22 protein-coding genes are annotated in these 21,918 nt (G+C 71.7%); 6 read left to right on the forward strand and 16 right to left on the reverse strand.

What is annotated here, in order from left to right; translation table 11 throughout:
• The first annotated feature begins 107 nt into the window (after positions 1-107).
• Positions 108-851 carry a TetR/AcrR family transcriptional regulator C-terminal domain-containing protein gene (locus OG455_RS17260; protein ID WP_266294636.1) on the forward strand — a complete coding sequence of 248 codons (744 nt, stop codon included), beginning with the start codon at positions 108-110 and terminating at the stop codon, positions 849-851.
• Positions 852-894: 43 nt separating this feature from the next.
• On the opposite strand, the gene OG455_RS17265 is transcribed toward OG455_RS17260, so the two are convergent.
• Positions 895-2,232, reverse strand: a complete 1,338-nt coding sequence (locus tag OG455_RS17265) for an MFS transporter (RefSeq protein WP_266294638.1) — start codon at positions 2,230-2,232, stop codon at positions 895-897.
• 119 nt (positions 2,233-2,351) lie between these two features.
• Here OG455_RS17265 and OG455_RS17270 point away from each other — a divergent pair, with 119 nt between their 5' ends.
• Complete coding sequence (locus OG455_RS17270; RefSeq protein WP_323185530.1) at positions 2,352-3,044, forward strand: peptidylprolyl isomerase; 693 nt, start codon at positions 2,352-2,354, stop codon at positions 3,042-3,044.
• An 88-nt stretch (positions 3,045-3,132) separates the two neighbouring features.
• Here OG455_RS17270 and OG455_RS17275 read toward each other — a convergent pair whose 3' ends face one another.
• From OG455_RS17275 to OG455_RS17300, 6 genes are all read right to left on the reverse strand, one after another.
• Complete coding sequence (locus OG455_RS17275) at positions 3,133-4,416, reverse strand: geranylgeranyl reductase family protein (protein WP_266294640.1); 1,284 nt, start codon at positions 4,414-4,416, stop codon at positions 3,133-3,135.
• A gap of 84 nt (positions 4,417-4,500) precedes the next feature.
• Entirely contained in the window at positions 4,501-5,193 is a 693-nt protein-coding gene (locus OG455_RS17280; RefSeq protein ID WP_266294642.1) for a demethylmenaquinone methyltransferase, read from the reverse strand.
• Positions 5,194-5,286: 93 nt separating this feature from the next.
• Positions 5,287-5,850 (reverse strand): hypothetical protein, encoded by a 564-nt coding sequence (locus tag OG455_RS17285; protein WP_266294644.1) that lies wholly within the window; start codon positions 5,848-5,850, stop codon positions 5,287-5,289.
• 231 nt (positions 5,851-6,081) lie between these two features.
• Positions 6,082-6,693: a hypothetical protein gene (locus OG455_RS17290; protein WP_266294646.1), complete on the reverse strand. Its 612-nt coding sequence runs from the start codon at positions 6,691-6,693 to the stop codon at positions 6,082-6,084.
• Positions 6,694-6,706: 13 nt separating this feature from the next.
• Positions 6,707-7,909 carry a cyclic dehypoxanthinyl futalosine synthase gene (gene mqnC, locus OG455_RS17295; RefSeq protein WP_266300844.1) on the reverse strand — a complete coding sequence of 401 codons (1,203 nt, stop codon included), beginning with the start codon at positions 7,907-7,909 and terminating at the stop codon, positions 6,707-6,709.
• A gap of 320 nt (positions 7,910-8,229) precedes the next feature.
• Positions 8,230-9,081, reverse strand: a complete 852-nt coding sequence (locus tag OG455_RS17300; RefSeq protein WP_266300845.1) for a menaquinone biosynthetic enzyme MqnA/MqnD family protein — start codon at positions 9,079-9,081, stop codon at positions 8,230-8,232.
• 427 nt (positions 9,082-9,508) lie between these two features.
• On the opposite strand from OG455_RS17300, the gene OG455_RS17305 reads away from it, so the two are divergent.
• Positions 9,509-9,712, forward strand: coding sequence for a cold-shock protein (locus OG455_RS17305; RefSeq protein ID WP_030235313.1), 204 nt, complete (start codon positions 9,509-9,511; stop codon positions 9,710-9,712).
• Between the two features lie 189 nt (positions 9,713-9,901).
• On the opposite strand, the gene OG455_RS17310 is transcribed toward OG455_RS17305, so the two are convergent.
• From OG455_RS17310 to OG455_RS17340, 7 genes are all read right to left on the reverse strand, one after another.
• Entirely contained in the window at positions 9,902-10,462 is a 561-nt protein-coding gene (locus tag OG455_RS17310) for a Uma2 family endonuclease (RefSeq protein ID WP_266294649.1), read from the reverse strand.
• A gap of 150 nt (positions 10,463-10,612) precedes the next feature.
• Positions 10,613-11,755, reverse strand: coding sequence for an ATP-grasp peptide maturase system methyltransferase (gene tgmC, locus OG455_RS17315; RefSeq protein WP_266294657.1), 1,143 nt, complete (start codon positions 11,753-11,755; stop codon positions 10,613-10,615).
• Entirely contained in the window at positions 11,752-12,711 is a 960-nt protein-coding gene (tgmB, locus tag OG455_RS17320; protein WP_266294659.1) for an ATP-grasp ribosomal peptide maturase, read from the reverse strand. Before tgmB ends, tgmC begins: the two co-directional genes overlap by 4 nt.
• 1 nt (position 12,712) lies before the next feature.
• Positions 12,713-12,991, reverse strand: a complete 279-nt coding sequence (tgmA, locus tag OG455_RS17325; RefSeq protein WP_266294661.1) for a putative ATP-grasp-modified RiPP — start codon at positions 12,989-12,991, stop codon at positions 12,713-12,715.
• A 192-nt stretch (positions 12,992-13,183) separates the two neighbouring features.
• Complete coding sequence (locus tag OG455_RS17330; RefSeq protein WP_266294663.1) at positions 13,184-13,411, reverse strand: hypothetical protein; 228 nt, start codon at positions 13,409-13,411, stop codon at positions 13,184-13,186.
• A gap of 50 nt (positions 13,412-13,461) precedes the next feature.
• Positions 13,462-13,611 (reverse strand): hypothetical protein, encoded by a 150-nt coding sequence (locus OG455_RS17335; protein WP_266294666.1) that lies wholly within the window; start codon positions 13,609-13,611, stop codon positions 13,462-13,464.
• Positions 13,612-13,715: 104 nt separating this feature from the next.
• Positions 13,716-13,976 carry a hypothetical protein gene (locus tag OG455_RS17340; protein ID WP_266294668.1) on the reverse strand — a complete coding sequence of 87 codons (261 nt, stop codon included), beginning with the start codon at positions 13,974-13,976 and terminating at the stop codon, positions 13,716-13,718.
• Between the two features lie 72 nt (positions 13,977-14,048).
• On the opposite strand from OG455_RS17340, the gene OG455_RS17345 reads away from it, so the two are divergent.
• Positions 14,049-14,903 carry a helix-turn-helix transcriptional regulator gene (locus OG455_RS17345; RefSeq protein WP_266294670.1) on the forward strand — a complete coding sequence of 285 codons (855 nt, stop codon included), beginning with the start codon at positions 14,049-14,051 and terminating at the stop codon, positions 14,901-14,903.
• A gap of 2 nt (positions 14,904-14,905) precedes the next feature.
• Positions 14,906-15,106 carry a DUF397 domain-containing protein gene (locus OG455_RS17350; RefSeq protein ID WP_266294672.1) on the forward strand — a complete coding sequence of 67 codons (201 nt, stop codon included), beginning with the start codon at positions 14,906-14,908 and terminating at the stop codon, positions 15,104-15,106.
• A 71-nt stretch (positions 15,107-15,177) separates the two neighbouring features.
• Here OG455_RS17350 and OG455_RS17355 read toward each other — a convergent pair whose 3' ends face one another.
• A complete protein-coding gene (locus tag OG455_RS17355; RefSeq protein WP_266294674.1) occupies positions 15,178-16,512 on the reverse strand; it encodes a dicarboxylate/amino acid:cation symporter in 1,335 nt (444 codons plus the stop codon).
• 445 nt (positions 16,513-16,957) lie between these two features.
• On the opposite strand from OG455_RS17355, the gene OG455_RS17360 reads away from it, so the two are divergent.
• A complete protein-coding gene (locus OG455_RS17360) occupies positions 16,958-18,181 on the forward strand; it encodes an MFS transporter (protein WP_266294676.1) in 1,224 nt (407 codons plus the stop codon).
• A gap of 118 nt (positions 18,182-18,299) precedes the next feature.
• Here OG455_RS17360 and OG455_RS17365 read toward each other — a convergent pair whose 3' ends face one another.
• A complete protein-coding gene (locus OG455_RS17365; RefSeq protein WP_266294678.1) occupies positions 18,300-21,737 on the reverse strand; it encodes an SdrD B-like domain-containing protein in 3,438 nt (1,145 codons plus the stop codon).
• Positions 21,738-21,918 lie beyond the last annotated feature (181 nt).

Here is a 21,918-nt window from a genome sequence, read left to right on the forward strand (position 1 = left end):
TGCGCACGTCGTTCCTTCGTTGCGAACAATGTACGCATCAGCGCACGGTGTGCGCAACCCTCCATTCCTGTACGCTGATGCGAACGGTGTACGCAAGGAGGAGTGCCATGGCCGCCAAGGCGCAGCAACAGAACGAGAACCCGATCCCCTCCGTCTGGGCCCGACAGCAGCGCGAGGCGGACCAGCCCGCGCTCAGCCGGAGCGCGATCGTCCGCGAGGCGATCGTCATGCTGGACGCCGACGGCACCGAGGCGCTCAGCATGCGCAAGCTCGGCGCCCGGCTCAACGCCGGGGCGACCTCGCTCTACCGGCACGTCGCCACCAAGGACGAGCTGATGGAGCTCGCGGTGGACGAGGTCTTCGGCGAGATGGCCGTGCCGCCGGCCGACGGCCCGAACTGGCGCGCCGCCGCGATAGAGGCGGCCCAGGCCTTCCGTGCGACGGCCCTGCGCCACCCGTGGCTGGCCTCGGTGCTCGGGCAGGCGGGCCTGGCCTACCTGGGCCCCAACCTGATGTCCTACTCGGAGCGGCTGGCCGCCCTGTTCACGGCCGCCGGCTTCCCGGAGCCGGACCGGGCGATCGACACCGTGCTCTCCTACGTCATCGGCATGAGCACCACGGAGGCGGCCTGGCTCACCACGGTCGCCCGCTCGGGTGAGACCGAGGCCGCCTTCATCGCCCGCCTGATGCCCGCCGCCCGGCAGGCCGCCGCCGACCACGACCACCTGGTCGACTCCTACGGCGCCAGTGCGGCCACCACGGAGATCGATCCGGTCGGGATCCGGAACAGCAAGTTCGGCTACGGCCTGGAGGTGGTGCTCGACGGCCTGGCGCTGCGGCTGCCGCGCTGACCGCCGCCGTGGCACGTAGCTACGGAACTACGGAACTACGGAACTACGGAACCGCTTCCGGGGCCACGGCGGCACCGGCCCCGCCGTCCTGCCCCGGCGACCCCGCCCCCGCCCGCCCCGCCGTCGGCCAGAGCGCGCCCACCGCGTACGCCCCGCCGGCCAGCACCAGCAGCGCCGAGCCGGTCAACACCGTGTCGTAGCCGCCCAGGTGCAGCCCGCCCACCTCGCCGTGGAAGCCGCGCAGCGCGGTGCTCGCCAGCCAGCCGGCCAGCGCCATGCCGAGCACGTTGGCGACCTGCTGCACCGGGTTGATCACCGAGAAGACCCGGCCGAGGTACTCCTTCGGCGTCGCCTCGATCAGCAGCGGCGCGAAGCCCGCGTTCACCACGGCGAGCGCCACGCCCAGCACCGCCAGCAGTCCCAGCGCGGGCCAGAACGCGCCCAACCGCGCGTAGCCGAGCAGCAGCGCCCCCATCGCCACCAGGGCGAGCGGGAGGGCCCGCCGGGTGCCGAGGCGGCTCTGCAGCGGGGTGGCCAGCACCGCGCCGAGCAGCGTGCCGAGGCCGAGCGCCGTCTCCAGGGTGCCGAACCACTTGACGTCGCTGTGCAGGTTGACCTGGAGGAAGAAGACGTTGACGGTGTTCAGCGCGCCGATCCCGACCGAGATCAGCGCGATCACCTGGAGCAGCGCCCGGACGACCTGGTTGCCGAGCGCCAGCCGCAGGCCCTCGCGGAGTTCGGCCGGCACGCTCGCACGGGCGTCCGACTCGCGCGTGGTCCGCCGCTCCGTCCGCACGGCGCCGACCAGCAGGTAGGAGCCGACGTAGGAGAGCGCGTTGAGGACCAGCGCCCACTGCACGCCGGCGGTGAAGAGCAGCGGCGCGGCCAGCGGCGGCCCGACGATCCCGGCGATCGCCTGGGTCGACTGCCCGATCCCGGCGGCCTTGGTCCGCAGCTCGGCGGGCACCACCTCGCCGATGATGGCGAACCGGGCCGGGTTGAAGTACTGCGAGACCGCCGCGTTGAGGAAGACCGCGAGGTAGACGGCGGCGACGGTCACCCCGGTGGGCAGCGTCCCCTTCGGCAGGAAGGCGAGCACCGAGACGGCCCCGATCAGCACCGCCCGGATCAGGTCGCTGCCCAGCATGGTGCGCCGGTGGTCCCACCGGTCCACGAGCACCCCGGCGATCGGGGCCACCAGCAGGGTGGCGACCGCGACCGTCACCAGCAGGCCGGAGACGGCGAGCGGGGCGAGCGCGCCGCCCCTGAGCAGCTCGGTGCCGACCCAGAGGGTCAGTGTGGTGTCGAAGACGTAGTCACCGGTCTGGGAGACGGACTGGCCGGCCCAGAGCAGGGTGAAGTCGCGGTTGATGAGACGCACAGCCGAACATCCTGACACGAACGTTCGTTCGCAACCAGGGCACGAGAGGCATGACTTGTGAGGCGTCTGGGAATGACGTTGTGCGCATGACATGCCGTCAACTCCCGAGAGGTCCCCACATGGCCCGCACCCGGATCGCCGTCGCCGCCGCTGCCGCCACCCTGGCACTCTGTGCGACCAGCGCGGCCTCGGCCGCCACCGTCTCACCCGACGCCAAGCCGGGCACCGCCGCACCCGCACCCGCCACCAGCGCCAACTGCGGCTTCACCAAGGCGGTGCCGGCCGACCGCTTCAAGGGCATCCCGGTCTTCGACGCCGTCAAGGCCGCCCAGCCCTACCACGCGACCCTGCGCACCAGCCAGGGCGCGATCACCTTCCAGGCGCTGACGGCGGCCGCGCCGTGCACCACCTTCTCGTTCCGCTTCCTGGCCGACGCCGACTACTACAACCGCACCCACTGCCACCGGCTCACCACCCAGGGCATCTTCGTGCTGCAGTGCGGCGACCCGACCGGCACCGGCAGCGGCGGGCCCGGCTACTCCTTCAACGACGAGAACCTGACCGGCGCCACCTACCCGGCCGGCACGGTGGCGATGGCCAACGCCGGCCCGAACACCAACGGCAGCCAGTTCTTCTTCGTCTGGAAGGACACCAAGCTCCCCCCGGCCTACACCCCCTTCGGCAAGGTGACCGCGGGCCTGGACGTGCTGCAGAAGATCGCCGCCGCCGGTGAGGACGACCAGAACGGCCCGGGCGACGGCTTCCCGACCCTGCCCGTCGACATCAAGGGCGTGCAGATCAGCAAGCGCTGACCGCACGGGCCCGACCCCGCGCGGTCGGGCCCACCCAGCCGGCCCAAGGGGCGCTCGGCCGTCAGGGGCCCTCAGGCGTCAGGGGCCGTCAGGCGTTCGGTGCCACCCGCGCCAGGCCGTTGATGATCCGGTCCATCGCGTCCCCGCCCTGCGGGTCCGTCAGGTTCGCCAGCAGCTTCAGCGTGAAGCGCATCAGCATCGGGTGGGTCAGCCCCCGCTGCGTCGCCAGCTGCATCACCTTCGGGTTGCCGATCAGCTTCACGAAGGCCCGGCCCAGCGTGTAGTAGCCGCCGTAGACGTCCTTGAGGGTGCTCGGGTAGGCCTGCAGCGCCCGCTCGCGGCCGCCGTCCGTCACCCGGGCGTGCGCCTGCACGATGGTCCGCGCGGCGATCTGGCCCGACTCCATCGCGTAGGCGATGCCCTCGCCGTTGAACGGGTTGACCATGCCGCCCGCGTCACCGACCAGCAGCAGGCCGCGGGTGTAGTGCGGCTGGCGGTTGAAGGCCATCGGCAGCGCGGCGCCGCGGATCGGGTCGGTCATGTTCTCGGGGGTGTAGCCCCACTCCGCCGGCATGCTCGCGCACCAGGACTTCAGCACCTCACGCCAGTCCAGCTCGCCGAAGGCGGGCGAGGAGTCCAGGATGCCCAGGCCGACGTTGGAGGTGCCGTCGCCCATCCCGAAGATCCAGCCGTAGCCGGGCAGCAGCTTCTTCTCGCTGCCTCGGGTGTCCCAGAGCTCCAGCCAGGACTCCAGGTAGTCGTCCGAGCCGCGCGGCGAGGTGAAGTACGTCCGGTACGCCACGCCCATCGGGCGGTCCTCGCGCCGGTGCAGGCCCATCGCGAGCGAGAGCCGGGTGGAGTTGCCGTCGGCGGCCACCACCAGCGGGGCGTGGAAGCTGACTTCGCGCTTCTCCTCGCCCAGCTTGGCCCGCACCCCGGTGATCCGGCCGGTGCGCTCGTCCAGGATCGGGGCGCTCACGTTGCAGCGCTCGTACAACCGGGCGCCGGCCTTCTCGGCCTGACGGGCCAGCAGTTCGTCGAAGTCGGCGCGCTTGCGCACCAGGCCGTAGTCGGGGAACGAGGAGAGCTCGGGCCAGTCCAGTTCCAGCCGGACCCCGCCGCCGATGATCCGCAGGCCCTTGTTGTGCAGCCAGCCGTTGGCGGTGGAGACGTCGATGCCCATGTCCACCAACTGCTTGGTGGCGCGCGGGGTCAGGCCGTCGCCGCAGACCTTCTCCCGTGGGAAGGCCGTCTTCTCCAGCAGGAGCACGTCGAGCCCGGCCTGCGCCAGGTAGTACGCGGTCGTCGAACCTGCCGGGCCGGCCCCGACCACGATGACGTCAGCGGAGCTCTCGACGGCGGTCTCGGTCACGGCGGGCACTCTCCTGGCACTGACGGGGAACTGGCTGGCGGTCCCGAGCAGTCTACGGCGCTCCCACCCGCCGACCCGGGCAGGTCAGGCCTTGGTTCCCCGGTGCAGCGCGACGATCCCGCCGGTGAGGTTGCGCCAGGCCACCTTGGTCCAGCCCGCCCGCTGCAGCTTGGCGGCCAGCTCGGGCTGGTCGGGCCAGGCCCGGATCGACTCGGCCAGGTAGACGTAGGCCTCCGGGTTGCTGCTCACCTTGGTGGCCACCGGCGGCAGCGCGCGCATCAGGTACTCGGTGTAGACGGTGCGCAGCGGGGTCCAGGTGGGGGTGGAGAACTCGCAGATCACCACCCGGCCGCCGGGCTTGGTGACCCGGTGCAGTTCGGCCAGCGCCGCGTCGGTGTCGTGCACGTTGCGCAGCGCGAAGGAGATGGTGACCGCGTCGAAGGAGTCGTCCGCGAAGGGCAGCCGGGTGGCGTCGCCCGCGGTCAGCGCCAGCTCGGGGTGGCGCTTCTTGCCCTCGGTCAGCATCCCGATCGAGAAGTCGCACGGCACGACCCGCGCGCCGGCCTCGGCGAACGGGAGCGAGGAGGTGCCCGTCCCGGCACCGAGGTCCAGCACCAGGTCGCCGGGGCCCGCGGCGACCGCCTCGGCCACCGCGCGGCGCCAGGCGCGGGCCTGGCCGAGCGAGAGGACGTCGTTGGTCCGGTCGTACTTGGCCGCGACGTCGTCGAACATGGCGGCGACTTCGTGCGGCTGCTTGTCCAGGTTGGCTCGGGTCACGGGCCCATTCTTCACCCTGGGCCGGCCGGCGCGGGCGCCGGGCCAGGGTCTGTCGGACAATTCCCGCCCGGCGCGCGAATTGTCGGACACGGCTCAGCGCAGCGCGCGCCGCCCGCCCTTGCGGCGGCGCCGGGAGCGCTTGCCGTGCGTTATCGCGGGCATCCCCTCGGCCAGCGCCTCGGTGGCCAGCGCCACGGTGGTGACCATCCGGGTGCGGCGCAGCAGACCGCCGGTGGTCCGCCGGTGCCGGGTGATCCGCAGCAGGCAGAGCACGCAGAGCAGCAGCGCGACCGGCACGCTGATCTGGGCCAGCCGCACCCCGGCGGCCTGCGGGTAGTGCTGGTCGCAGGTGCGCACCGCGCCCGCGTCGGTGGCGGCGTGCTCCAGGCAGATCGGGTCGCCGACCTTGGCCTTGTCCGGCAGCGGCAGGTCGGTGGCGGTGCGCTGCTGGCCGTCCGCCTGGTACCGGACGCCGCTGTAGGTGGCGCTGCCGCCGGGCAGCCGGGTGACGGTGCCCTCGACCCGCACCGGGTGGGCGCCGATCTTGTCGGCCAACTCGGCCTGCCGCCAGCCCAGCAGGCACATGCCGAGCGCCAGCACGGCACTCAGCACCGCCGCGAGGTACCAGCCACGGCCGATCCTGGGGACGGCGGACACGGACGCGGATCGCATGGCTGGGTTGACCTGGCTTCCCTGGGCACGGCGGTGAGGCGGGCCCTCCCCGGCCGTCGGGTCGGGGGATGCACCCGTCTGGCGGCAGGTGCGCGGGACCGACCGGGATCGTAACCGCTGGCGGGCCCTCAGGTCACGGCGAGTGGGAATCAGGACGTCGGCCGGACACCGGAGTTCGGGGACCGACGACCCTTCCGGCCCTTGGCCGGGAGCGGCTCAGCGCCGCCGGTGCAGCAGCCTACCGGCCAGTACCGTGCCCAGGCAGGCACCGCCGGGCTGCTCGAAGATGGCGAAATCCGCTCGCTCGCCGACCACCAGCGAGCCGTACGGGACACCGGCGAAGCCGCCGTCCGCCGGGCCGAGGCCGTCCTCGGGAGCCGCGCCCGGCGCCAGCGGCCGCAGCCCGGAGCGGGCGACCGCCGCGCGCACCGCGGGGTGCTCGAACGGACCGGCCAGCGCCGTGGTCCCGTGCGCCAGCATTCGCTGCAGCCCGCGCCTCGCGCTGCCGCCCAAGCCGCCGTAGTGCGCCTCCGGCACCCCGCCGGACGGCAGTGGCAGCGGGTCGGCGCCCAGCTCCTCGCGCGGGTCGGGGTGGTAGCGGTGCTCCAGCAGCAACGCGCCGCGGGGCTGGGCCAGCCCCGGGGTGAGCCGCGCCGCCGGCCACTCGCGCCGCCGCGCGTCCGGGTGGGCCGCGGCCAGCTCGGCGTAGCCGCCGAGGGCGGCGATCCGGTCACCGCGCACCAGCACCGCCCCGTCGGTCAACGGCGGGGCGGTGCTGGTCGAGGGGACGGCGGGCAGCAGCAGCGCGGCCCGGTGCAGCGTGAGCATGCGGCGGGGCCGGTCAGTTGGACTGCAGGATCTTCAGCTCCGGGTGCGCGGTGCCGCCCTCGATCGCGGTGGAGGCGATGTGCGAGGCGACCCGCGGGTCGACCGGGTCGTTGGCCGGGTCGTCCAGCACCCGCAGGTGCTGGTAGGTGGTGGAGCGCTGGGCGGGCACCCGGCCGGCGGTGCGGATCAGGTGGATCAGCTCGGTCAGGTTGGAGCGGTGCTTGGCACCGGCCGCCGAGACCACGTTCTCCTCCAGCATGACCGAGCCCAGGTCGTCCGCGCCGTAGTGCAGCGAGAGCTGGCCGGCCTCCTTGCCGGTGGTCAGCCAGGAGCCCTGGATGTGCGCCACGTTGTCGAGGAAGAGCCGGGCGATCGCGATCATCCGCAGGTACTCGAAGACGGTCGCCTGGGTCGAGCCCTTGAGGTGGTTGTTCTGCGGCTGGTAGGTGTACGGGATGAATGCGCGGAAGCCGCCGGTGCGGTCCTGCACCTCGCGGATCATCCGCAGGTGCTCGATCCGCTCGGCGTTGGTCTCGCCGGTGCCCATCAGCATGGTGGAGGTGGACTCCACGCCGAGCCCGTGCGAGATCTCCATGATCTCCAGCCAGCGCTCGCCCGACTCCTTGAGCGGGGCGATCGCCTTGCGCGGGCGCTCCGGCAGCAGCTCCGCGCCGGCGCCGGCGAAGGAGTCCAGGCCGGCCGCGTGGATCCGGGTGATCGCCTCCTCGACGGAGACCTTCGACAGCCGGGCCATGTGCTCGACCTCGGAGGCGCCCAGCGAGTGGATCACCAGCTGCGGGAAGTCGGCCTTGATCGCGGCGAAGGCGCGCTCGTAGTACTCCACCCCGTAGTCCGGGTGGTGGCCGCCCTGGAACATGATCTGGGTGCCACCCAGCTCGACGGTCTCCGCGCAGCGGCGCAGGATCTCGTCCAGGTCGCGCGACCAGCCCTTGTCGCTCTTCGGCGCCACGTAGAAGGCGCAGAACTTGCACGCCGTCACACAGACGTTGGTGTAGTTGATGTTGCGCTCGATGATGTACGTCGCGATGTGCTCGGTACCGGCGTAGCGGCGGCGGCGCACCGCGTCGGCCGCCGCGCCGAGCGCGTGCAGCGGCGCCGAGCGGTAGAGCTCCAGCGCCTCCTCGGCCGAGATCCGGCCGCCGGCCGCCGCCCGGTCGAGGACCGCCTGCAGGTCGCTGCTGGGCGCGTCGTGAATCGCTGCGGGCTCGGACACCTGGCGGCCTTCTTTCTCTCCAGGATCGGCCGGGAGCACCTGGCTGAACCGACTGGCTGAGCTGGACCCCGGCGACGTGACCGGACCAGCCTACGCCAGGGGGTGCCGCCGCCCGCTCCCCCGCCCGGGGGAGCTCCGCGGCGGCACCGCGGCGGCACCGCGGCGGCACCGCGGCGGCACACTGCGCAGACGACCGGCCGGGCGCGGCGCCCGGCCGGAGCCCTCAAGGCCCTCGGAGCCCGTACCTCGGAGCCTGTACCTCGGAGCCCGGATCTCAGAGCCCGGATCTCAGAGCCCGGATCTCAGAGCAGCGGCGCAGGCTCCAGCAGGCGGACCGTCACATCCGGCGCGAAGCCGCTGTCGTGGGCCACCCGGCGGGCGAACTCGGCGATCCCGGCCAGCTGCCGCTCGCCCAGCGAGAAGTCCAGCGCCTGGCTGAAGTACCGTTCCAGCACCGCCGCGTCGAACGGCTCCCAGCGCGCCGAGTGCGCCGCCACCTGGTCCGCCTCGACCAGCGAGAGGTCGCGGGAGGCGAGGAAGGCCCCGTGCACGGCCGCCACCAGCTCCGGCTGCCGCTCGACGAACTCCCGCCGGGCCGCCCAGACGGCGAAGACGAACGGCAGGCCGGTCCAGTCCTTCCACATCTGCCCGAGGTCGTGCACCGTGTACCCGCTGTCCGGCCGCGCCTCCAGGGTGGCCCGCAGCGCCGGGTCGCCGATCAGCACGGCGGCGTCGGCCCGGGCCAGCATCGCCTCCAGGTCGGGCGGGCAGCTGACATACTCCGGGCGGACCCCCTCGCGCTCCTCCAGCAGCAGCTGGGCGAGCCGGATCGAGGTCCTGCTGGTGGAGCCGAGCGCGACCGTGCGCCCGCCCAGCTGGTCGAGCGGAAGTTTGCTGACGATCACACAGGACATCACCGGACCGTCGCTGCCGACCGCGATATCCGGCAGCACCACCAGTTCGTCCGCGTGCCTCAGATACTCCACGCAGGTGATCGGCCCCAGGTCGAGCGCGCCGGCGACCAGCAGGTCGCTGAGCTTCTCCGGGGTGTCCCGGGTCAGGTCGAGGTCGAGCAGGCTGCCGGTGCGGCCCAGCCCCCAGTAGAGGGGTACGCAGTTCAGGAACTGGATGTGGCCGACCCGCGGCCGGGTCAGCGGCGCGCCGCCGGGCCCGCCCGGCCCCCTGCCGACGCCGGCCCCTACCGCCTCTTCCACAAGATCAGCCACCGCGTGCTCCTTCGCCCGTTCGTCCGGTCTTCGCAGGGTATGCCCGGGCTCCGCGCGACTCGGCGCGACCCCCGCGCGACACACCTCCGGCCAGGTCCGACACGCCCCTTGGGCACCGCAGGACACCTCTGGTCGAGCCCGCGCCTCCGTGCTACGGTTTCATCCAGTTGCAGTTTGATTCCCCTTGCAGTACTTGAAGCCTGCGGAGCATGTAACCGCGGGCTTTTTGTAGTTTTTCAGCATTGCGTATTGTGCGAAAAACTCCGGGCCCAACTCCCGGAGGCGGGGCGATCAGCGCAGCGGACCGGATGCCACACGGTGTGGTGTCCACCACGTCCCTCGCAAGGAGAACGGCATGGCCACGGGAACCGTCAAGTGGTTCAACGCTGAGAAGGGCTTCGGCTTCATCGCCCAGGAGGGCGGCGGCCCCGACGTCTTCGTCCACTACTCCGCCATCAACGCGAACGGCTTCCGCTCGCTGGAGGAGAACCAGGCGGTGAGCTTCGACGTGACCCAGGGCCCGAAGGGCCCGCAGGCGGAGAACGTCACCGCTATCTGATCATTCTCTGATCACCTGATCTCGCTCAGGACCCCGCCCCGCGCCGGGTCTCCGACGGCCCTCCCCGGGCCGCAGAGCATGACTTGCACCACCAAGGGGGCCCGCCACGTCAGCCGACCGGCGGGCCCCCTGCCGTTGGGTGCCGTGCCGTTGGGTGCCGTGCCGTTGATCGCCCCTGCTGCCGCCCACTCAGAACTCGTCGGTGCGCAGCTCCAGTCCGAACGGCTCCGGCAGCCGCACGTCCGTGCCGAACGGATAGGGCCCCGCGGCCTGGGTGTAGCCCAGCGGGCCCGGCTCGGAGAAGAGCGCGCAGGTCCGCTCCTGGCGGTCCACCAGGAGGTACAGCGGCGCCCCGTACTCGGCGTAGCGCCGGCGCTTGACCAGGCGGTCGGTGTCGCCGTTCGACTCGGAGGTCACCTCGACGACCAGGAGGGTCTGGTCGGGGCGCAGCGCGCCTGCTCCCTTGGCCAGCGAACGCGGCACGACCGCGAGGTCCGGGATGAACCAGTTGCTGCTACCGACGAGGTCCAGATCCCCTGACCCGAGCGTGCACTCCAGGGTGCGCGCCCGGGGACCCAGCTGCTCACGGATCAGGTCGGCCGTGTTCTCGTGGTCCCAGCTGGGCGCCATCGGCTCGATCACCCCTTCGATGATCTGCACGCGATCACCCTTGATGTGCCGAATGGCGAACTTCAGCGCGGCTTCCGGGTCATCGACCTGGTAACCGCGAGCAGCCTCGGACGTGCCCACGGCTCCTCCTCTCACTCCCACCGCCAAGGTAGCCCCGCCCCCGGGCCGCCGGGGCCGCCCCCACTCGAACGAGTGACTCCCCGGGCGCGCCTCCGACCCCCGCACACCCCACCGGTCGCACCCGCCCCACGCGCACCCCGCTCGGTGTCGTCAGACGGGCAGGTCCCAGCCCGGACCGTCCTCGTCACCGATCCAGACCCGCTGGCCGTTCTCGGTGACCGTGATTCCGAACCCCTCCTGGTGCGGGGAACCGGCCGCCTGCCACGCCTCGATGGCGCTCTCCACCTGGTCCCAGAGCCGCAGCGGCCCCCGCTGGATCACGGTCCACCCGCCATCCGGACTCAGCGCGGTGCGGGCCTGGGAGCCGGTGGCCACGTCCGACAGGATCTGTTGCCCACCCATCCCCAGCTGCTCGGCGGACGGAGCGGCGAGTTGAGCCACCCACCCGCCGGTCCAGTCGCCGATCAGAGCTGGATCGATCCGGGTCGGCCGTTCTTCGCCGGGCATGAGCCAGAGGCTCTGCCGGGGCGGCCGGTCATGAGGACGCGCCACCATGAAACTCGTGTACCCCGGCAGGAATCGACCGGTCGCACGTCCGGGCCCGGTCACGGTCAGCAGGGCCAGGCCGAACCGGAACGACCAGCCGGTCAGCGTGACCAGGATCCTGCCGCCCGGGTTCACCTGGTACAGCCACGGCATGGGCACATGGCGAACCGAACAGGTGGCGATCAGCCGATCGTAGGGCGCGCCGTCCGCGTGGCCGTTGAGACCGTCACCGACAACCAGTGTCGGGGCGTAGCCGGCCGCGGTGACGGCCCGCTTCGCGCGATCCGCGACACCCGGGTCCACCTCGATGCTGACGACGTTCTCGGAGCCGAGACGGTGCGCCCCCAGAGCCGTCGAGTAGCCGGTGCCGGTGCCGATTTCGAGCACCCGTTGCCCTACCTCGACGTCGAGTTGCTGCCACATGCCGAGCACCAGGGACGGAAGCGTGGAGGATGACGACGGAGCGCCGGTCACCGGCTGGTCACCGGCATCCGACGGGTCAGCCCGGCCGTCCAACTGGGTGATCAGCGTCTGGTTGGTGTAGACGGCTTCGAGCCATCCGGGGGCGTCGGGGTGGGTCACGCGGTAGCTGGTGGGGTTGCTGCCCGCCACCTCGGTGAAGTGGCTGGCGACGAACAACTCTCGCGGTACCGCCTCGGCTGCCTTGCGCCATGCCGGGTCCGGGAGCACGCCCTCGGCGGTGAGCGTGTCCACCAGGTTCGCCCTCAGTCGTTCGGCGTCGGTCATTGCGGACTCTCCAGTTCATCAGCGATCGCGTGGGCGATGGGCATGGTGATCTCGGTCGGGAGCCAGGCCCATTGGCCGCTGGGGTTGCACTCAAGGAAGTACCAGGTGCCCGCCGCGTCAACGGCGAAGTCGAACGCCCCGAAGACGAGTCCCGTCTCCGCGAGATAGGCCGCAACGGAAGCCGCAACGGCGTCCGGGACGCCGATCGGCTCGTAGGTGAGCAGGTCCTGTCGCCTGCGCCAGTCGAGTTCCGGGCCCGTGATCCGGACTGCGAACAGCTTCGTACCAACAGCCGTCAGCCGTACGTCGAACACCTTCTCGATCTTCGTCTGAAACAGGTGAGGGCAAGCGGCCACCGCGTCGGTGAGGTCGGCCGGGTAGACGTCCCGTACCCAGACCTGTTGCGCCTTGTCGGTGGCGTCGCGGTACGGGGTGTTCCACAGCGGCTTGTACACGGCGGGCCGCTCGGTGCAGAACTGCCGGGCCTCGGCCGGGTCCATGGTGATGATGGTCTCGGGCACCAGGAACCCGACCCGCAGCGCGGCAGCGAGCTGCGCGGGCTTGTACTCCCCGTTCCTGATCTGCCACGGGTGATTGAGGTAGTGCGCGCGGGGCAGTGACGCGAGGATCCCGCCGACTCCCCAGAACATCTGAGAGCCGGCGAACTTGGCTTCCTGACCGTTCAGTTCGGAAAGCCCACCGTACGCGGTGGGTCGGCGCCACCAAACCGCCCGGACATGTTGCAGGTCGAGTTCACGAGTCGGTGTCACGAGAACGCCTCGCTGACCGCTGTTTCCGTACCTGGCAGTCAGCGAGGCGCCGTTGTGGAGATCGACACCGGGGTCTACGCGCACGACCGGGACCCGGCGCTCGGCGAGGATGCGCAGGACCACATCCGCCGTAGCGTCGAGGGAGTTGGTCAGGACCAGCACGGCCCCGGGCCGATCGTCGGTCATCTCAGCCGGTGCCCTGGTCCTGGTCGTTGGCGGGCATGCTGTCGATGTCGGACGGCTGGGCGTGCTCGCCGCTCCTGCCATCGCCCCCGCCCGTGGTGGTGGGCGTGCTGGTGTTGGTGCTCGTGCCGTGCGCCCCCATCTCGATCTCGCGTCCCTGGTCGTCGTAGTACACGGCGACCTGGGTCTCGGGGTCGATGACCGACGTGATCGCGGGCACGGGCCCGGACTCCACGAACGGCCCCATCCGAGTGGTTCCCCACGGAGGTGCAGTGGTGCTCATACCGCTTTCCTTTCTGTAGGTAGAGCGAGGTCTACGGGCCGTCCCGGCCGACCGGTGCGCGCTTCCGGCGGCCGGGGTGAGCGACCCGCGAGCGTCATCCCCAGGATTCGGCTACGCGGGGGCTTGCTCCGTGCTGGCCCCTGGACCAGCACGGAAGTTGAGGCGGTCCCGCGTCGGCCGAGGCGGCCGAGTTCACCCGGCGAGCAGCGGGCGGAGCGTCTGCGGGCGGCGGGCGGCCGTCTCGGCGACGATCCGCGCGTGCACCGCGCTCATCACGCCGAGCGTCGCGTCGAGCATGGCCGTGCTCGCGCCCGCCTGCGCCTGGCCGTCGAGGTGCCGGCCGAGCAGGCGCAGGTCGGCCTCGGCGGCGGCGTGGTCGTAGGGCCGCGCCAGGCTGTCACCGGGCTGGTGGATGGTCATGATCGTGCTCCCCGGGAGTCCGATGTCCTCCAGCCCCGGCCTCAGTCCGCTCACGCGAGCACCCCGCGCGCATCGTGCAGGGCGGCGTGCAGCTGAACGCGCCGGGTGTACCGGGCCGCCCGCTCGAAGCCCACCTGGCAGTAGGGCAACGTGACCAACTGCTGGCCGTTGGTGAGGATCTGCGGCCCGGGGGCCACCACGGTCTGACGGTCGCAGCAGACACACCGGCCCCACCGCCACATGTGGCGGGGTGGCAGAGAGATCGGGCTGCCGGCGAACTCCGCATCGTGGCCGGAGCAGGGGCTCACAACTCCACCCCGCCGCTCGGCCGACCACGCGGCACCGCCGCCTTGACCGACTCCAACTCGCCTGCCGAGGTGATCTGTTGGATCTCGCTGGTCGGGGTCTCCCATTCGATACCGCCACCGACCGGCCGCAGATACACCGTGGGGTACTTGCCGAACCCCGGGCACTGATAGACGCCGGTCAGGTTGTGCTTCGCGTCGTGCACCAGCTCGCCCTCGCGGGGCTGGTACACCGCCTGTGGATGTCTGCGTTCGGACATCATCGCTCCTCTCCGTAGTGAAGCCACTACCAAGACGAACAACGATCCCGTACAGTCAAGGAGCCTTCAACCGTGCCAGATCTGGAGGGAGAGCAGATCTTGAATCGCTCGGAGCTTGACCCGGATGCCTCACCACGCGCCCGCTTCGGCGCTCAAATCCGCAGCGCACGCGAGGAACGCGGGTGGACGCAGGAGGAGCTCGGCGAACGCATGGGTTACTCGGCAGTGCACATCTCGGCGGTAGAAATTGGCCGCAAGCCTTCAACTCTCCGGTTTGCCAGCGCAGCTGACATGGCGTTCGGAAGCGGAACGCTGTGGGTCGAACGGCACGGCGAGGTTCGACGCGCCTCACTGCTCGACGGGTTCGAGGGGTACGCCGCGAAGGAGGCGAAGGCGAGGGAGATCCGGGTCTTCGAGATCGGGGTGGTACCAGGCCTGCTTCAAACAGCGGAGTACACCGGAGCGCTCGTGGACGCCCAGGTACAGCGAGGAACCATCAACCAGGAAGAGGCGGACGAGTGGTGCGCACGACTGCTCACCCGCCAACAGAGCCTCACCGCAATTGGGGCACCCCTACTTCACGCCGTTCTCGATGAGAGCTGCATCCATCGGCTTGTGGGTGGACGGGCGGTGATGGGCAGGCAACTCGCCGCACTGGAAGAACGCGCCCACAGCCCAGGGACGATCATCCAAGTAGCCCCCTACTCCATGGGCGCGGATCGTCCGTTCGCACTCCCCGTACATCTGCTGACGCTCGCTGACCGAAGCTTGATCGGGTACTCGGAGTCCGAAGGTCAGGGCCACGTTCAACGTGATCCCAAGGCTCTCACCACCTGGGACAGGAACTACCATCGCCTTCAGGTGGGCGCACTTTCCGAGACTGCATCCATCGATCTGTTTCGCGCTGCTCGAGAGGACCTTGGGTAAGTATGGACATGTCTCAGGCCAGTTGGCGAAAGTCGACCTACAGCCAGCAACAGGGCGCGTGCGTCGAGGTCGCCGACGGCTTCCCCGGCGCCGTGCCCGTCCGTGACTCCAAGAACCCTGACGAGGCAGCCCTGATCTTCTCCGCCGAGGGCTTCACCGCCTTCGTGGCCGGTGTCAAGGCCGGTGCGTTCGGCGACGTCTGAAGCATCCGCACACCCCACGCGCGAGAGCCCGGAGCGTCCCGCTCCGGGCTCTCGGTCGTGCTGATCAGCCGTCAGGCCGCGACCAGCTCCTTGCTCTCCACCTCCGCCTCCGTGACCGGGCTCTCGTACAGCTCGGCGCTCGGGGCGTTGTAGGCGACCAGGTCGAGGGTCTTCTCGCGGGCCGAGACCAGGATCGGCACCACGACCTGCCCGGCCACGTTCGTCGCCGTCCGCATCATGTCCAGGATCGGGTCGATGGCCAGCAGCAGGCCGACGCCCTCCAGGGGCAGGCCCAGGGTGGAGAGGGTCAGGGTCAGCATCACGATGGCGCCGGTGAGGCCGGCCGTCGCGGCGGAGCCGATCACCGAGACGAAGGCGATCAGCAGGTAGTCGCCGATGCCGAGGTGGATCCCGTAGACCTGGGCGACGAAGATCGCGGCGATCGAGGGGTAGATCGCGGCGCAGCCGTCCATCTTGGTGGTGGCGCCGAACGGCACCGCGAACGAGGCGTATTCACTCGGCACGCCCAGCCGCTCGGTGACCCGGCGGGTGACCGGCAGGGTGCCGACCGAGGAGCGGGAGACGAAGGCGAGCTGGATCGCGGGCCAGGCGCCCTGGAAGAAGCGCACCGGGTTGAGGCCGCCGACGAAGCGCAGCAGCAGCGAGTAGACGACGAAGAGCACCAGGGCGCAGCCGACGTAGACGTCGACGGTGAAGGTGGCCAGCGGGCGCAGCAGGTCCCAGCCGTACTTGGCGACGGACTTGCCGATCAGGCCCAGGGTGCCGAGCGGGGCCAGCCGGATCACCCACCAGAGCGCGGTCTGCACCAGCTCCAGCAGCGACTCGTTCAGCTTGAGGAAGGGTGCGGCCTTCGCGCCGGCCTTGAGGATGGCGGCACCGGCCACGATCGCGAGGAAGACGATCTGCAGGACGTTCACCTTGAGGAAGGCGTCCGCGATGTTGGTCGGGATGATGCCGGTCAGGAAGTCGACCCAGGAGCCGGAGTCCTGCGGGGGCTTCAGGCCGCTGGTGGAGAGGTTGGTGCCGCGGCCCGGGTTGGTGGCCAGGCCGATCGCCAGGCCGATGGAGACCGCGATGAGGCTGGTGATGCCGAACCAGAGCAGCGTGCGCGCGGCCAGCCGGGCGGCGTTGGTGACGTTCCGCAGGTTGGCGATCGAGACCACGATCGCGGTGAAGACCAGCGGCGGCACCGCGAGCTTCAGCAGCTGGACGAAGGTCTTGCCGATGGTGTCGAGCGTGGTGCTCAGCCAGGAGACGTCGTTCTGCCGGGCGATGAAGCCGAGCACGACACCGAGCACCAGGCCGGCGACGATCTGCACCCAGAACGGCGTGCGGCGCAGGCGGCCCAGGGCCGAGGGCGCGGGGGCGGGGGTGGAACTGGACATGGGGGTGCGGCTCCGAGGCAGGAGTGGGGACAGCACGGGCAGGGGGGTGCGAGGGAAGGGGAAGGCGGCGCACGGAAGCCGTCAGGGCCAGGTCCGGGGACCGGTCGGACGGTTCGCGGCGAAGGGTGCGCCGCCTAGCTACAGCTCGGAACGCGACACGAGCCCACACCCGCCAGGCACAGCGGCAACGGCAGCGCGCACGCCATGAGCGAGCCGCTCATGTCCTGCTGCCGGAGTGCGCCTGGGGTGGTCATGGCCGACACAGTAACAGCAAAGATTTGAGATGTTCAAAGTACTTGTTTGAGATGCTCTTGACCTTCAGCTCCTCACGCCGACATCCGGTCAGATTGACGGACCGCAGAGTTATACGTATAACTGCACAGGGGCACCGCCCTGTCCCGCCCCACGCCCCACGCCCGCCCCACCACCGCCCGGGAGAACCCCCGTGGGCTACCTCGCCCTGCTCCGCGCCCCGCACGTGACCCGGCTGCTGCTCGGCACCCTGCTCGGCCGCCTCCCGGCGGGCATGACCGCGCTGGTCATCGCGCTCGCGCTGCGCCACGCCGGCACGCCCTACAGCGGCATCGGGCTGGCCACCGCGGCCTACGCGATCTGCGCCGCGATCGGCGGGCCGGTGCTCGGCCGGATCGTGGACCGCACGGGGCAGCCCAAGGTGCTGCTCTGCTCCGCCGCGCTGGCCGGACTCGGCTACGCGCTGCTGGCGCTCGCCCCCGGCAACCCGGCGGCCGCCATCGGCGGCGCCGCGGTGGCCGGACTCTGCATGCCACCGCTCGAACCGTGCCTGCGCGCGCTCTGGCCCGAGGTGGTCGCCGAGGAGCAGCTCGACACCGCCTACGCCTTCGACTCCGCCTCCCAGCAGATCCTCTACGTGGCCGGCCCGCTCGCGGTGGCCGGCATCGCCGCGGCCGCGAGCCCGGTCGCCGCGCTGTGGACCGCCGCCGGGCTGGGGCTGGCCGGCGCCCTGGTGGTCGCCACCGCCGCGCCGGCCCGCCGCTGGCAGGCGCCGCCGCGCGAGCACGGTGCCGGGCTGCTCGGCCCGCTGCGCTCCCCGGGCCTGGTGCTGCTGCTGATCGGGCTGGGCGGCGCGGGCTGGACGGTCGGCTCGCAGAACGTCCTCTTCATCGCCTACGCGGAGCGCCACCAGCACCAACTGCCCGGCGGTGCCGGACTGCTGCTCGCGCTGGCCGCGCTGGCCGGCCTGCTCGGCGCCCTCGGCTACGGCGCGGTGCGCTGGCGCAGCGGCACCGCGACCCGCACCTGGGCGCTGGCCCTCGCGATGGGCGCCTGCTACCTGCCGCTGCTCCTGCTGCCCTCCCCCGGGCCGATGGCGGCACTGGCCTTCGTCTCCGGCATCGGTCTGGCGCCGCTGCTCGCCGCCGCCTTCGTGCTGGTCGCCGAGCTGGCGCCGACCGGCACCGTGACCGAGGCCTTCGCCTGGCTGGTCACCCTCTTCGCCACCGGCAACGCGCTCGGTTACGCGGTCTCCGGCTCGCTGGTCGCCACCTCGCTGACGGCGGTGGCCTGGTGCGCGGTCGGCGGGATCACCCTGGGCGGGGCGCTGCTCTTCGGCGCCCGGCGGCAGCTGCGACCGGTGCCGGGCGCGGCGGGCGAGGTCGGGGGCGCGCCCGCGGTGGCGCTGGCCGGCTGAGAGCTTCGCGACCCTGCGGCGCTGACATGCTGACGGCCGCTCAGGCCCCTGGTGAGGAGTCCTGAGCGGCCGTCAGCCGTTCAACTACCGGTTTGACCGGTGCGACCGGTCGGGCCGGTTACCCGTGGCGTCCCGCGCGGCGGCTCGCCAGTCCGAGGAGCACCAGCCCGCCGAGCGCGAGGATCCCGGCGATCGCGGCGAGCAGGCCGCCGGGCAGGTCGCTGCCGGTGTTCGGCAGCGGCGGCCCGCTGGTGGTCGGACTCGGAGTGGGCACCACCGTCGGGGTCGGGGTGGGAGTGGGCGGCCCGGTCGGAGTGGCCGTCTCGGTCGGCGTCGGCGTGGGCGTCGGCGTGGGCGTGGGCGTCGGCGTGGGCGTCGGCGTGGGCGTCGGCGTGGGCGTAGGCGTAGGCGTCGGCGTAGGCGTAGGCGTAGGCGTAGGCGTAGGCGTCGGCGTAGGCGTCGGCGTCGGCGTAGGCGTCGGCGTAGGCGTCGGCGTAGGCGTAGGCGTAGGCGTAGGCGTAGGCGTCGGCGTCGGCGTCGGCGGCGCCGGCAGCACCACCCCCATGTCCAGGTCCAGGTACCGCTGCCCGCCGCTCAGCCGCACCGTCTGGGTGAGCCCGGTCACCGGGTCCGCGTCCGAGTCCAGCGCCGGGTCGCTGCCCGCGCCGCGCTTGGTCACGGTCGCGTCCTTGGGCAGCGTCGCCAGGTCGAAGCGCACCGCGTAGGAGCCGTCCGGCAGGTGGTCGAAGAGGTAGTACCCGTTGGCGTCGGTGACCGCCGTGACCGGGACGCCGTTGCGGTCGCGCACCGGCTGGCCGTTGCCGTCGAGCAGCTCCACCCGGATCCCGGGCAGTCCGGGCTCGTCCGGCTGCTGGATGCCGTCGCTGTTGACGTCCTGCCAGACCCGGTCGCCCAGCGCGTTGTTGGTCGGCTTGGGCCGCTTCACCCCGACCCCCACCTTGGCGGGCTCGGCGGGCAGCAGCGGCTGGCCGGCCTCGTCGGTGGCGGCGTAGGCGAAGCTGTTCCAGGCGTAGTCGCCCTCGGGTGCGTCGACCGAGGCGACCATCGGCCAGGTGAGCGTGAAGGAGTCGCCGGCGGCCAGCTCGCCCGGGCGGCTGACCCGGAACCAGGCGGCCAGCCCGGGGCCCGGGAAGGTGGTGCTCCAGGTCGCCGAGGCGTCGCAGCCGGCGTTCTGCTCGGGGGTGCGCAGGGTGTCCGGCAGGCAGGGTTGCTTGGCGGTGGTGTACTCGATCACCACTGTCGGGTCGCTGCTGGTCAGCGGCCGGCTGAGCGAGGGGGCCCAGGCGCTGCCGCGCTGGGCGTCGGGGTGCAGCACGTAGCCGTCGCCCGGGGTGGGCAGGCGGTCGTAGGCGATGAAGTCGTGCACCGGGTCGGGCGAGTCGTTTCGGACCGTCATCCGGTAGGAGAGCTGCCCGCCGGGGGTGGCGGTGCCCATGCTGCCGTAGTCGCTGTCCAGGTCGCCCTTGACCTCCTTGTACGACCGCAGCACGGCCGGGACCTGCACCTCGACCTCGGAGGAGGCGTGGCAGAGGGTCTCGGTGGTGTCGCCGTTGCCGTTCAGGTCCATGCCGTCCGGCACGGCGCCGCTGTCGCTGCCGTTGAACCTGCAGGTGACGGGCCGCAGCGGCTGGTCGGCCGTGACGTACACGTCGTTGGTCAGCGTGCCGCTGTGGACGCTGCCCGCCACCTGGGCGTCGAAGAGCATCCGGTAGGCGAGCTGGTCGTGCAGGTAGGTCATGTCGGGGGCGCCGGCCGGCCAGGTCATCTTGATCACCTGGCGCCCGTCGGGACCGGGCGAGACCTCCACCGACTGCGGCGCCTTGGCGTCCGCGTAGCCCGGGTCGGGCCGGGCCGAGCCCTCGACGTAGATGAGGCCGAGCGGCAGCACGTCGTAGAGCACCAGCGGACGGTCCAGCGCGCGGCCGGTGCGGTTGTACGGGATCACCTGGAAGGTGGCCGTGCCACCGGGCGAGAGCAGCGAGCCGGCCACCGTGGTCTTGGCCGCGCCCAGGTTGGTCGCCGCGGTCACGGTGGTGTCGGCGCAGGCGTGGGCAGCGGCGTCGTTGGTGCCGTCGGTGGCCGTGGTGTCCACGCAGTTGGTCAGCGGGTCGGGGGCGGCGCGACCGTCGTGCCCGGTGGCCAGCACCTGGGTCAGCACCTGCACCGAGTTGCCCGGGCTCCAGCCGCTGGGGATCGGCCCGTTCCAGGTGAACCGCAGGCCGTCCAACCAGCGGCCGGCCGGGATGCCGAGCACGTCGTTGGCCGGGTCGCCGGCGCCCTGGGCGAAGCTGATCCGGCGCGTGCCGGAGCCGTTCAGTGCCGCGCCGGGGGTGAAGGTGTGCCAGGCGGGGTCGCCGTTGAGGCGGTACTCCAGGGTCAGCAGGATGCTGGTCGGGTTCCAGGCGTCGAGCTGGATGGACTGCGGGGCGAACCAGTTGTAGAGGCCCTCGGTGGTGCCGCCGCCCGGGTCGGTCACGGTCAGGCTGGTGGCCGGGCCGTCGGTGTTGGTGGCGAAGAGGCTGAACCCGTTGAGGTCGCCGGAGGTCGTGGTCGAGCGCCAGCTCTTGCCGGTGGTGACGTGCACCCCGCTGGTCGGCGGCTGGAAGGTGTGGGTCTCGGCGGTGGCCTCGGCCAGCTGCCGCTCCGGCTCGGGGCCGAGCGGGTCGCCCTTGAGGTCCACCTTGTTGGTGGAGGTGGTCCCGTCGGGGAACCGGTCCTGCGGGTAGTAGACCACCAGCACGCCCGGGACCCGGCAGCCCGCCTGGCCGTTGCCGGAGCGGAACTCGCCGATGTCGTAGCCCCAGGTGTTCGGCCCCGGCGCCACCTCCTCCCAGCCCGGCGAACGGGCGGTGTCGACCACCGCGCCGGGGGGCAGCGTGTCGAGCAGCCGGCTGGCGTCCAGGTCGACGTTGGGCACGTTCGGGGCGGAGCAGGTGCTGAACTGGTAGGTGACGGAGCGTCCGTCACCGCTGCTGGTCTGCACCCCCTTGGTCACCGTGTACTGCGGCTGGACGTGGGCCGTGGTCTCGGCGGTCGCGGTCTGCGCGCTCTCGCCGTCGGCGGTCATGGTGGCCGAGTTGACCGAGTGGGTGCCGTTGGCGGTGGTCCAGTTCGGGTACTTGAGGACGACCGTGATGGTCGCGGTGGTGCCCGGGCTCAGCTGGTGCAGCTTGATCGCCATCGTGCCGCCCATGGTGCCCGCGGCCGGGACGGTGGAGCCCTCGACATCGACCGAGGACGGGTCGGGCGACCACCCGACGAACTCCATCCCGGCCGGGAGGGTGTCGGTGATCAGCCCGTTGTCGCACTCGGTGAGCGAACAGGTGTAGTGCAGCGTATAGGTGACGTTCTCCCCGGGCTCGGGGTCCGCCTTGTCCACGCTCTTGGTGAACGAGATCGCCGCGTGGGCGGGCGGCGCGAGCGCCCCGCTGCCGAGCAGCGAGCCCGCCAGCAGTGCGAGGACAGCCGAGAAGCGCACGAGCGTGAGCCGGGGCGGGGCCGCCCGGCCGGGCGCTCTGGAGAGGGAGATCCGCATGCTGAGCAGTTCATCCGACCGTATGGCGCACGGCTGGACGACGCGGGGCGCGCTGACGCGTTTTCAGCCGGGCGGCCTAGCGGGGAACTCCCATGGATTCAGCACGGTCGCACCGGTGCGAGCCAGGTGCTCGGTGTTCCGGGTGGCCACCGTCCAGCCGTTCGCGATGGCGGTCGCCGCG

The sequence above is a fragment of the Kitasatospora sp. NBC_01287 genome (genome assembly GCF_026340565.1).
Lineage (GTDB): Bacteria > Actinomycetota > Actinomycetes > Streptomycetales > Streptomycetaceae > Kitasatospora.